This window comes from Verrucosispora sp. WMMA2121, from assembly GCF_027460185.1.
GTDB lineage: Bacteria > Actinomycetota > Actinomycetes > Mycobacteriales > Micromonosporaceae > Micromonospora > Micromonospora palythoicola.
On record NZ_JAPZBH010000006.1, the window covers coordinates 4,031,870 to 4,043,410 of the forward strand.

Genomic DNA, 11,541 nt, shown 5'->3' on the forward strand with positions numbered 1-11,541 from the left:
CGCCGAGCGTATCGACCACCCGCCAGGCCAGGCGCTAGACACATCGCGGAACCCGGCAGCCGCCGCACGTCGCACGCATGGGACAGACGTGGTCGCGTGCATGGATTGGCGGTGCGATCATCAGGGCCATGCGCAAGATTGTCGTGGCGACGGCCGCCGTCCTGCTGGTGTCGGGTTGCACCGGCGGAGCGGCGGACACGAGCACCTCGGACCCCTCCGACGGACCACCCGACGCCGTCGCCGCCGACGCGCCGGCACCGGGTTGGCGGCTGGCCACGCTGCCGGAACTGGCCGGGCCCACAAGCGTGCTGTGGGACGTGGTGTCGGTGGACGCGAGCCACGCGTGGGCCGTCGGTAGCGAGGCCTACTCGCCGGACCAGCCGGACGACACCGGTACCCCGTTGGTCCTTCGGTGGGACGGAACGAACTGGACGCGGGCGGCCGTGCCGGCGATCTCCTGGCACGGCCGGCTCGACCTCGTCGCGGCCGACTCGCCGTCGAATGTCTGGGCGGTCGGCAGCACGGCCGCCGCCTCCCCGCAGGAGCAGGTGACGCACGTCCTGCACTACGACGGGAGTGCCTGGCGCGAGGTGCCGTTCGCGCGGGGCGACGGCGAGACCCGGGCACTGATCACCGGACTTGCCGTCCTCGGCGAACAGACCTGGTTGGTGGGCAACGACGGCAGCAATGTGATCATCAAGCAGTGGGACGGACGATCCTGGCGGTCACACCAACCGCCCGCCGAGTGCCGCACCGGCGGCACGTCCTTCGGCGGAATGCCGAACTTCTGCACCGTCACCACGATCAAGGCCATCGGGCCGAATGACGTCTGGGCCGCCGGCAACGGCGCGTGGCAGGACTTCAAGGGCCCGTTGCTCTTCCACTGGAACGGCTCGGGCTGGCGTACGGTCCAGGTGGGCGTCAACAACGACGAGTCCTCGTTCCGAGCGCTGGCGGGTCGATCCTCCAGCGAGCTGTGGGCGGTCGGCGACGGTGGGTTGGCCGTGCGCGGGGGCGGCGGATCGTTCGAACTGCTCAGGTACGCGCCGGGTGGCGCGATGCCCGACGTGGTCACCGAACCCGCCGGACAGCCGTGGCTGATCGACAACTCGTCGGCACCGAGCGCTTCGCTTGTCACGTACCGGACGGGCGGGTGGGCCGGCGTTGCGGCGCCGCAGCCGCCGGACGCGGTCGGCCTGAGCCTGCACGGGATCGCCGGGACCCCGGGCCACCCCCTGATGTTCGCGGTGGGCGCGGCGGATCTCCCCACCACCCCGCGCTACCTGCGGGGGGTGGTGCTCGAGTACGTGCCGGACGCGTCGACCGGAGCACGCCACTGACGTCGACCCGGAGTGGTTCGGACAGCTACAGGTCCACAACCCCGTCGACGGGCCGGTGCCGGAGGTGGTGCTGACCGGGGTGGTGACCGACGGCTGACCCGTACCGGCCGCCGGCCGCACCCCCGGTGCGGCCGACGGGCACGGGACGGACAGCGCGCGGAGCGCCCCCTACGCTGTCCGGGTGGCGCCGGTCAGTCCAACGCAACGGGTCCTCTCCCCCGACGACGTGGTCGACCTCGTCCGGTCCTCGTTCGGGCCGGACCGGCGGGTGACCGACTGCGGGCCGCTGTCCGGTGGTGGCTTCGCCGCGGTGTGGTGGGTCCGTCTCGACCGCGCGCGCCCGGGAGCGGGCCGCACGCCACCAGGTCACCGGGACGTGGTGCTGAAGGTCGCCCCGCCGCCCACCGCGCGGCTGCTGCGCTACGAGACCGACCTGATCGCCGCCGAGGCCCGCTACTTCCGGCTGGTCGCCGAGCGGGCACCGCGGGTGCCGGTGCCGCCGGTGCTGCACCACGGCCGGGACCGGCGGCTCGGCGAGTGGCTGGTCACCGGCCGACTGCCCGGCCGGTCACTGCCCGACCTGGACGGTGACGACGGGCCGGTCCGCGCCAACCTGGGTGCGGCGACTGCCGCCCTGCACCGGATCACCGGCGAGCGGTTCGGCTACGACGCCGGCCGCACCGGCGGACCGACCTGGACGGCCGCGTTCACCGCGATCATCGACGACCTGCTCGCCGACGCGGCCGACTGGCAGGTGGCGTTGCCGGTGCCGCCGCAGCGGCTGCGCGCCCTGGTGGCCCGGCACGGCGAGGTGCTCGACACGGTACGCCGGCCGGCGCTGCTGCACTTCGACTGCTGGGACGGAAACGTCCTCGCCGACCGGGACGCCGACGGCGCGTACCGGATGTGTGGCCTGGTCGACGGCGAGCGGTTCCTCTACGGTGATCCGCTGCTCGACCTGGTCTCGCCGCTGCTGTTCCGCCGTGCCGAGGACGAACCCACGCACCCGTTCCTGCGCGGGTACGCCGAGGCCACCGGGCTGCCACTGGTCTTCGACGACGGGGTCCGCCGCCGCCTCGCGCTGTACCGGATGCACCTGCACCTGCTGATGACCGTGGAGATGCCCAGCCGGGGCATCACGCCGGACAACGACCCCGGCCGGCACGCCCTGCTGGCCGAGCTGCTCGACCGCGACCTCACCGAGCTGGCCGCGCGGTGAGCACCGAACCGACCAGTCGCAGGGCGCGGCGAAAGGTCGGCCAGGTGTGGCGGCCCGGATATTCCAGGGTCATCGAGTCAGGGGCGCGCTGCCCGTTCAGGGCCGGCGACCGCTGCCCTTTCCCCTTGCAATGAGCCGCCGGAGCTTCTCCTGATTGCCAGGTTTCGCCAACTCGCGCCGTCCCCGATCAACAACCTGGCGGCCCTTGGGGCTGTTGAGGAACGACATGATCCGCTGCACGATGGATGCCATTTCCACAGCCTAGCTCGATCTTGACGTCGGTCGACGCTTGTCGTGATGCGGTGCCTCGTTCGCGGCCACCGGGGTTCGCCGAGGGTCAGGACGGTGCGAACCGGGCGAGCGGATTGGTCAGGGCGCCGACCAGTTGCAGGGCCGCCGACGGGTCGGACAGGTCGACCATCTGCTGGTTGTCGCGCAGTTGCAGCCGGTTGAGGCAGGACAGCGCGAACTGCGGGGCGAACAGGTCGTAGCGGGCCAGCCGGTCGGCCAGGTGCGGTACCCGGCCGGCGTACTCGGTGGCGCAGTCGGCCACGGTGCGCCAGAACTCCTCCTCGCCGAGGACGCCCTGGCCGGCGAGGGTCGCGCCGAGGAACCGGAAGAAGCAGTCGAAGACGTCCGTGAAGATCGACAGCAGCTTCATGTCCTCCGGGATGTCGGCGCGGATCCGCTCGACCGCCGGCGGCAGTTGCGCCTCGGCTCCCATCACCACGATCTCCTCGGCGATGTCCTTGAAGATCGCGCGCTCGACGACGCCGTCGCGCAGCACCAGGATGACGTTCTCGCCGTGCGGCATGAACGCCAGGTCGTAGGCGTAGAAGGCGTGCAGCAGCGGGGTCAGGTAGGCGGTCAGGTAGCGGCGCAGCCACTGCGCCGGCGCCAGCCCGGAGGCGGCGATCAGCTCGGCGGCGAACGACCGGCCGTCGGCGTCGACGTGCAGCAACGACGCCATGGTGGCCAGTCGCCGGCCCTCGGCCAGGTCGGGTACCGGGCTCTCCCGCCACAGCGCGGCGAGCATCTTCCGGTACGGGGAGTAGCGGTCGGTGGCGGCCTCGTACTGGCGGTGCCGGTAGCCGACCGCGGCCCGCTCCCGGATGATCGTCAGCCCGGTGGCCCGGAACACCTCGTCGCCGTCGATCAGGTCGGCCAGCCAGTCGTTGATGGCCGGGGTGGCCTCCATGTACGCGGCCGACAGGCCCCGCATGAAGCCCATGTTCAGCACGGACAGCGCGGTCTTGACGTAGTGCCGCTCGGGGTGGCTGACGTTGAAGAAGGTGCGGATGGACTGCTGGGCGAGGTACTCGTCGGGGCCCTCGCCGAGGCAGACCAGCCGGCGCCGCGCCACCTCGCCGGCGAAGGTGACCGACAGCTTGTTCCACCACTGCCACGGGTGCACCGGGATGAGGTGGTGGTCGGCGAGGTCGAGGCCCAGTCCGGTCATGGTGGCGGCGAACCGGGCGAGGGTCGCCTCGCCCAGTTCGGTGCGCAGCAGCGTCTCCCGGTCCAGGTCCGCCGAGCTGGTGAAGGTGGCGTGGTCGCGGTGGGCGGCGAGCCAGATCAGCCGGACCGGGTGGGCCGCCTCGGGGGCGTACCGGTGGTACTCGTCGACGCCGAAGCCGAGCCGCCCGTTGTTGGCCACGAAGCAGGGATGGCCCTCGGTCATCGAGGTCTCGATGGTCTGGAAGTCGGCCGCCACCAGCTTCGCCGCGCCGGGCAGCGCCCGGTCCAGCTTGTACGCCAGGCCGGCGAGGGTGGACGTGATCTCCTCGAGGTAGACCGGCAGGATCCGGTCGGTGAGGCCGAGCGCGTCACGCAGGTCGAGGCAGAAGTCGACCGCGTCCAGCGGCAGCGACTCACCGTCCCGGTGCCGGCTGATGCTCTCCGGGTCGATGTCCCAGTGCTCCAGGGTCATCACCCGGGCCGCAAACCGGTAGCGGACCGCGCCGGAGGCGGCGGTGACGGCGTACCAGCGACGGCCGGTGGAGTCGGCGGCCGAGCCCTCCGGCTCGGGGGTGAGCAGCCGCTCGTGGCTGAATTCGGCCAGCGCCTTGCGCACCAGCAGGCGGTTGGCCCGCTCCCAGGTCTCCGGGCGCAGGTGGGCGACCGGGTCAGGCGTGGTCACGGTGATGCTCCTTCGTCTCGGTGCCGGCCGCCGCGATCACGTCGGTGGCGGCGCGGAATCCCTGCCGGGTGCAGATGCTCAGCAGGGCGGTCTTCTCCGGCTTGGTGACCGGTCCGACCACCTCGAAGCCGACCGCCGCGTTGAGCGCCTGCACGGCGGTGTTGCGCACGTCCGGCTCGACCACCACCCGTTCGGTGGCGGGGTCGGCGAACAGCCAGGCCATCACCGTGGTGATGACGGCCCGGGTGAACCCGGACACCGGGGTGTCGGTGGGTGCGCAGAGGAAGTGCATCCCGACGTCGCCGGGCCGCGCGTCGTGCAGGCCGACCAGCTCGACGTGCGCCGGGTCGTACCGTTCGGCGAGGAAGGCCGGCTCGCCGCGCCACAGGCCGAGGTACGCCTCGTGGTGCGGGTGCTCGGCGATGCGGCGGTACTCGGCGGCCACCGCGTCGAGGTCGGCGTCCTGCATCAGCCAGAACGCCGCCTTGGGATGGGTCACCCACCGGTGCAGCAGCGGCGCGTCGGCGGCCACGTCGATCGCACGCAGGGCGAACTCGCCGAGTCGCCGATCGTGGCGGACGTGGACGAGCTGGGTCACCCCGGCACCCCGAAGTCCTGGAAGGTGATCGACTTCTCGATGGGGTACGGCTCGCGGCCGAGCAGTTCCCGGATGATCCAGCTGTTGCGGTACGGACCCATGCCGAGGTCGGGCGAGGTGACGCTGTGGGTGTGGGTGCCACCGTTCTGCAGGAACACGCCGCGCCCGGTGGAGTCCACACTGTAGTTGCGGGCGACGTCGAGCCGACCGTGGTCGTCGAAGCGCAGCCGGTGCCGGATCGGTTCCAGGAACGCGGGCATCTCGTACCGGTAGCCGGTGGCCAGCACCAGCCCCTCGGTGTCCAGGGTGAAGTCCCGCCCCTGCTCGACGTGGCGCAGCCGAAGGGTGTGCGATCCGGCGCTCTCGTCGTACGTCACCCCGGTCAGCTCGGTGTTGGTGAGCAGCCGGGTGTTCACCGGGCCGTCGACGCTGCAGGCGTAGAGCAGGTCGTAGATGTCGTTGACCAGGTCGGCGGAGATGCCCTTGAACAATCCCTTCTGCTCGGCCTCCAGCCGGTACCGGGTGGGCTCCGGCAGCGCGTGGAAGTAGTCCACGTAGTCCGGCGAGGTCATCTCCAGCGTGAGCTTCGTGTACTCCAGCGGGAAGAAGCGCGGCGAGCGGGTCACCCAGTTCAGCTGGTAACCGTGGGTGCCGATGTCGCCGAGCAGGTCGTGGTAGATCTCGGCGGCGCTCTGCCCACTGCCGACGATGGTGATGCTCCGCTTGGCCCGCAACGCGTCCCGGTGCGCCAGGTAGCGGGAGTTGTGCACCGCGTCGGAGGTCAGGCCGGCGCAGGCGGCCGGCAGGTGCGGCGGGGTGCCGGTGCCGAGCACCAGATGCCGGGCGCGGTGGGTCACGACGGCACCGTCGACGGTGGCGGTCACCACGTAGTGGTCGTCGGCCGGGTCGTACTCGACGGCGGTGACCTGGTGACCGAAGCGCAGGTTGGGCAGCTTGGCAGCGGCCCAGCGGCAGTACGCGTCGTACTCCACCCGCAGCGGGAAGAAGTTCTCCCGGATGTAGAAGGGGTAGAGCCGGCCGATCTCCTTGAGGTAGCTCAGGAAGGAGAAGGGCGAGGTGGGGTCGGCGAGGGTGACCAGGTCGGCCAGGAACGGCGTCTGCAACCGGGACGACTCCAGCAGCATGCCGGGGTGCCAGGAGACGTCGTCGCGGGCCTCCAGGAACAGCCCGTCGAGTTCGGCGATGGGTGCGGTCAGGCAGGCCAGGCCGAGGTTGTACGGCCCGAGGCCGATCCCGATGAAGTCGTGGCTTCGCATCCGGCCCTCCAGGCTCGGGTTGGCAGCTGGCACGGTCAGCCGACCGGGCAGGTCAGGTCGGCGGCGGGCACGTGTTCGTGCAGGTAGCGGCCGGCCTGCTCGGCGATAAGGTCCAGCACGTAGGCGACGTCGGCGACAGTGGTGGCCGGGTTGAGCACGGTGAACTTGAGGTACTGGCGGCCGTCGACCTTGGTGCCGGCGACCACGCCGAGGCCGGAGGCGGCCAACGCCTCGCGGGCGCGCAGGTTGGCCGCGTCGGTCAGGTCCGGGCCCGGCCCGCTGGGCCGCCAGCGGAACACCACGGTGCTCAGCTGCGAACGGGTCAGCACCTCGAAGCGCGGGTCGGCGGCGACCAGCTCCCACGCCTGCGCGGCCCGGTCGCAGACCTCGTCGAAGAGTTCACCGACCGCGTCGGGCCCCATCACCCGCAGGGTCAACCAGAGCTTGAGCGCGTCGAACCGGCGGGTGGTCTGCAGGCTCTTGTCGACCTGGTTGGGGATGCGCTGGGCGACCGTCCGGGCCGGGTTGAGGTAGTCGGCGTGCCAGGTGGCGTGCCGCAGGGTCCGCCGGTCACGGACCACCAGGGCGCTGGAGCTGACCGGCTGGAAGAAGGACTTGTGGTAGTCCACGGTCACCGAGTCGGCGCGCTCGATGCCGTCGAGCAGGTGCCGGCGGGTCGGCGAGACCAGCAACCCGCAGCCGTACGCGGCGTCGACGTGCAGCCACACCCCGGCCGTGGCGCACACCTCGGCGATCTCGTCGAGCGGGTCGATCGTGCCGAAGTCGGTGGTGCCGGCGGTGGCTACCACCGCCATGACGGTCAGGCCGGCCCGCCGGCAACGGGCGATCTCGTGCCGGACCGCGCCCGGACGCATCCGCCGGTCGGGGCCGGTCTCCACCACCACGACCGCGTCCGGCGCCAGGCCGAGCAGCTTGGCCGCCTTCTGCACGCTGAAATGACCGGCCGCCGAGGCGATGATCCGCAGCTGGGGCAGCAGGATCCGCCGGTCGGCCGGGGTCGCGGCGGCCAGCGCCTCCTCCCGGGCCAGCAACAGGGCGTGCAGGTTCGACTGGGTACCGCCGCTGGTGAAGACCCCGTCGGCGGTCGGACCGAGGCCGATCCGGTCGGCGGTCCACTCGACGAGCCGGCGCTCGATCAGGGTGCCGCCGGCGCTCTGGTCCCAGGTGTCCATCGAGGAGTTGACCGCGCTGAGGACCGCCTCGCCGAGCAGTGCCGGAATGACCACCGGGCAGTTGAGGTGGGCCAGGTACCGGGGGTGGTGGAACCAGACCGCGTCGCGCAGGTAGACGTCCTCCAGCTCGTCGAGCGCGGCGGTGGTGTCGCCCAATGGCCGGTCCAGGTCGATCGCCTCCACCTGGGGGGCGAGCTCGTCCGGGCGTACGCCGGTGAACGGTCCGGTGGCGTCGGCGATCCGCCGGGCCACCCGGTCGGTGCCGGCGGCCACCGCCCGGCGGTACTGCTCGACCGTGTCGTCGCTGAGCAGGTGGGCCCGGGCTGGTGTGTGGCCGGGTCGTGGGCGGGTCGGCGTTGCCTCGGCGGTGTGCACCGGCAGGGTCATGGACGTGTCCTCCACGCTCGGCGGTTCGGTTTTCGGGCAGCCGGAACTTCCCGCACGACAGGTGAGCGGCGGGCGGATCGGGTCCGGGAGGGCGGTGGCGGGGCGGCCGGTGCGGTGCGGGACCGCGACCGGCCGGCCCGCCGATGTCAGGTCAGTTTCCTTGCGCCCTGGATCGCCTTGGCGAGGTTCTCCAGCAGCGGCGCCGCGCCGGCGTACGAGAAGCGTGGCACCGCGTCCCACGGCGTGACCTGCCCGGCCTGCACGGCGGGCAGCTGCTTCCAGGTGGGCTTGGCGGCCAGGTCGGTGGGTTGCAGGGCGGTGCCGCGGTTGTCGAGCAGGATCAGGTCGGCGGCGAACTTTCCGGCGTTCTCCCAGCTGAGCGCCTCGAAGTAGTCACCGGATTCCAGCTTGGTCGGCACCACGATGTCGACGCCGAGCTCGGCGAAGTACATCAGGTCGGTGCTGACCTTGGGGTTGGAGACGTAGAACAGGTCGGGGCTGCCCGAGGCGGCCATCACCTTGATGCCCGGGTTGGCGGCGACGGCCTGGCGTACCGCCTCGGCCGCGGCCTCGAACCGCGCCTTGGCGTCGGTGACCTTCGGCGCCGACAGGTCGGCGCCGAGGGACTCGGCGAGCTGGGCGTACCGCTCGATCGGCTTGGTCATCGGCACCCGGGCGGTGGTGATGGTCACCACCGGCGCCAGCGGCAGGATCTTGTCCTTGCTCTCGTCCGGGACGTACCAGTAGGCACCCGGGTCGTACATGTGGGTGACCAGCAGCTCCGGGCGCAGGGCGGCGTACTTCTCGACGCTGAACTCGCCCCAGACGTTGCCGAGGATCTCGACGCTCTCCACGTCCAGGTCGCCGGCCTGCGGCTCGACGCTGCCGTCGGCCTTCCTGGTCTCGCCGAAGACCCCGACGATCTCGCTTCCGAGTCCGAAGTCGACAAGCGCGGCGGCGGAGCCGGTGAAGGCGACCACCCGGTCGGGCCGGGCGTCGGCGGTCACCGTCTCGGGGCGGTCGTCGGTGAACGACCAGGGCCCGGAGCCGTTGTCGGTGTCGGTGCCGGAGGTGTCGTCACGGCCGCAACCGACGAGCGCGGCGGCCATGGCGGCGCCGCCGACGGCGAGCAGCCCCCGGCGGGAGAGGCGACGGACGGAGTGGTGCTCAGACATGCGTGTCGTCTTTCGATCAGGGTCTCGGACCATGGACAGCCGGGGTTAGGCTAACCTAACCTAACTTCCTGCCTACACTCGGCTCCTGTCAAGCCCCCGACGGCGTTTCGCCCCACACTGGAGTTCACCCTGTCCGTCATCGAGTCGCCACCCCGCGAGAAGCCGACCCGGTCGACCACGGCACCTCGGCACCGCCGTACCGCCCTGCGGACCGGCGGTCTGCTCGTAGCCGTGCTGGCCCTGCTCGCGGTCGTGGTGCTGAGCATCGCCGTCGGCGCCAAGCCGATCCCGGCGTCCGAGGTCTGGCACGCCCTGACCGACCGCGACGCCGCCGAGTACACCGTCGTCCGACAGCTGCGGCTGCCCCGTACGCTGCTCGGTCTGCTGGCCGGTGCCGCGCTCGGCGTGGCCGGCGCGGCGATGCAGGCTCTCACCCGCAATCCGCTCGCCGACCCCGGACTGCTCGGCATCAACGCCGGGGCCGCCGCCGCCATCGCCACCGCCACCGCCCTGTTCGGCCTCGGCGGCGGCACCGGTCAGGTGTGGTTCGCCCTGCTCGGTGCCGCCGCCGTCACCGTCGGGGTGTACGCCGTCGGCGGCGGTCGCGCCGCCACCCCGGCCCGGTTGGCGTTGGCCGGCGCGGCGCTCAACGCGGCCCTGTACTCCTACGTCAGCGCGGTGATGCTGCTCGACGCGGCCGGCCTGGAACGGCTGCGTTTCTGGACCGTCGGCTCACTGGCCAGCGCCGACACCGGCACGGTGCTGCGGGTGCTGCCGTTCATCGCGGTCGGGCTGCTGGTCGCGCTGGCCGCCGCCCGTCCGCTCAACGCGCTCGCCCTCGGTGACGACGCCGCGCAGGCCCTGGGTGCCCGACCGGCCGTGGCCCGGGCCGGTGTGATCATCGCCATCACCCTGCTCTGCGGGGCCGCCACCGCCGCGTGCGGACCGATCGTCTTCGTCGGTCTGCTCGTGCCGCACCTGGTCCGCGCCCTCACCGGCCCCGACCTGCGCTGGCTGCTGCCCTACTGCGCGCTGCTCGCCCCGGTGCTGCTGCTCGGCTCCGACGTGCTGGGGCGAGTCCTCGGCCGCCCCGGTGAACTCCAGGTCGGGCTGATCACCGCGGTGGTCGGCGGTCCGCTGTTCCTGGCGCTGGTGCTCCGGACGAGGACGGTCCGATGATCGTGATCCGGACGCCCGCCCGGCTCTCGGTCCGGCTGCGTCCCCGCGTCCTCGCCGTCGGCACGGTCTGCCTGCTGCTCACCGTCGGCGTCGGCGTACTGGCCATCGGGCACGGCGAGTACCCGATGTCGCCGACCGACGTGTTGCGCACGCTGACCGGTGGCGGCACCCCCGCCGAGGGGTTCATCGTCACCCAGCTGCGGCTGCCCCGGTTGGTCACCGGCCTGGCCGTGGGCGCCGCGCTCGGCCTGGCCGGAGCGGTGTTCCAGGCGCTGGTCCGTAACCCGCTGGGCAGCCCGGACGTGCTCGGTTTCACCCAGGGCGCGGCCACCGGCGCGCTCGTCGTGGTCGCCGTCGGCGGCAGCAGTGCCGCCCTCGCCGGTTCCGCGGCCCTCGGCGGAGTGGTCACCGGCCTGCTCATCTACCTGATCGCCTGGCGGCGCGGCGTGCACGGCTACCGGCTGGTCCTGGTCGGCATCGGCATGTCGGCCATCCTCACCGGCGTCAACGGCTACCTGATGACCCGGGTACCGCTGATGAGCGCCTCCCGGGCGATGCTCTGGCTCACCGGCAGCCTCGACGGTCGCGGCTGGTCCGACGCCGCACCGCTGCTGGTCGCTCTCACGGTGCTGCTGCCGGCGCTGCTGGCCTGCGCACCGGCGCTGCGGATGACCGAGTTGGGCGACGACGCCGCCAGCGGGCTGGGAGTCAGCGTGCACCGGCTGCGGATGCTGCTGCTCGCCGGGGCGGTGCTGCTGGTGGCGCTGTCCGCGGCCGCCGCCGGACCCGTGCCGTTCGTCGCGCTCACCGCCCCGCACCTGGCCCGACGGCTCACCCGGGCGCCCGGGGTCACCCTGCTACCGGCGGCGGTCGTCGGCGCGCTGATCACCGTCCTCGCCGACCAGGTCGCGCTGCGCGCACTGCCCGGCCAACTACCGGTCGGCGTGGTGACCGGCGTGATCGGCGGCGGCTACCTGGTGTGGCTGCTGGCCACCGAGCGCCGGGCGGGCCGGCTGTGACCGCCGGGCAGTCC

Annotated in this window: 10 protein-coding genes; 4 read left to right on the plus strand and 6 right to left on the minus strand. The window is 72.3% G+C overall.

Annotated features, from left to right (window positions below; all coding sequences use genetic code 11):
• Positions 1–128: 128 nt before the first annotated feature.
• Together O7605_RS27075 and O7605_RS27080 are read left to right on the plus strand one after the other, a co-directional pair.
• Positions 129–1,340 (plus strand): hypothetical protein, encoded by a 1,212-nt coding sequence (locus O7605_RS27075; RefSeq protein ID WP_269741786.1) that lies wholly within the window; start codon positions 129–131, stop codon positions 1,338–1,340.
• 181 nt (positions 1,341–1,521) lie between these two features.
• A complete protein-coding gene (locus O7605_RS27080) occupies positions 1,522–2,559 on the plus strand; it encodes a phosphotransferase family protein (RefSeq protein ID WP_269741787.1) in 1,038 nt (345 codons plus the stop codon).
• 96 nt (positions 2,560–2,655) lie between these two features.
• Here the strand turns inward: O7605_RS27080 and O7605_RS27085 are convergent, their stop codons facing one another.
• From O7605_RS27085 to O7605_RS27110, 6 genes are all read right to left on the minus strand, one after another.
• Positions 2,656–2,811, minus strand: coding sequence for a hypothetical protein (locus O7605_RS27085; RefSeq protein ID WP_210828710.1), 156 nt, complete (start codon positions 2,809–2,811; stop codon positions 2,656–2,658).
• Between the two features lie 85 nt (positions 2,812–2,896).
• The gene (locus tag O7605_RS27090; RefSeq protein ID WP_269741788.1) at positions 2,897–4,699 is read right to left on the minus strand and encodes an IucA/IucC family protein; all 1,803 of its coding nucleotides are present in this window, start codon (positions 4,697–4,699) and stop codon (positions 2,897–2,899) included.
• Positions 4,686–5,297: a GNAT family N-acetyltransferase gene (locus O7605_RS27095; RefSeq protein WP_269741789.1), complete on the minus strand. Its 612-nt coding sequence runs from the start codon at positions 5,295–5,297 to the stop codon at positions 4,686–4,688. Before O7605_RS27095 ends, O7605_RS27090 begins: the two co-directional genes overlap by 14 nt.
• Positions 5,294–6,574, minus strand: coding sequence for a lysine N(6)-hydroxylase/L-ornithine N(5)-oxygenase family protein (locus O7605_RS27100; protein ID WP_269741790.1), 1,281 nt, complete (start codon positions 6,572–6,574; stop codon positions 5,294–5,296). Before O7605_RS27100 ends, O7605_RS27095 begins: the two co-directional genes overlap by 4 nt.
• Before the next feature lie 35 nt (positions 6,575–6,609).
• Complete coding sequence (locus O7605_RS27105) at positions 6,610–8,154, minus strand: pyridoxal phosphate-dependent decarboxylase family protein (protein WP_269741791.1); 1,545 nt, start codon at positions 8,152–8,154, stop codon at positions 6,610–6,612.
• Positions 8,155–8,300: 146 nt separating this feature from the next.
• On the minus strand, positions 8,301–9,329 hold the full coding sequence (locus O7605_RS27110) for an ABC transporter substrate-binding protein (protein ID WP_269741792.1): 1,029 nt from the start codon (positions 9,327–9,329) through the stop codon (positions 8,301–8,303).
• Positions 9,330–9,563: 234 nt separating this feature from the next.
• Here O7605_RS27110 and O7605_RS27115 point away from each other — a divergent pair, with 234 nt between their 5' ends.
• A complete protein-coding gene (locus O7605_RS27115; RefSeq protein WP_443084008.1) occupies positions 9,564–10,508 on the plus strand; it encodes a FecCD family ABC transporter permease in 945 nt (314 codons plus the stop codon).
• Positions 10,505–11,527, plus strand: a complete 1,023-nt coding sequence (locus O7605_RS27120; RefSeq protein WP_269741793.1) for a FecCD family ABC transporter permease — start codon at positions 10,505–10,507, stop codon at positions 11,525–11,527. The genes O7605_RS27115 and O7605_RS27120 overlap by 4 nt, the downstream gene beginning before the upstream one ends.
• Positions 11,528–11,541 lie beyond the last annotated feature (14 nt).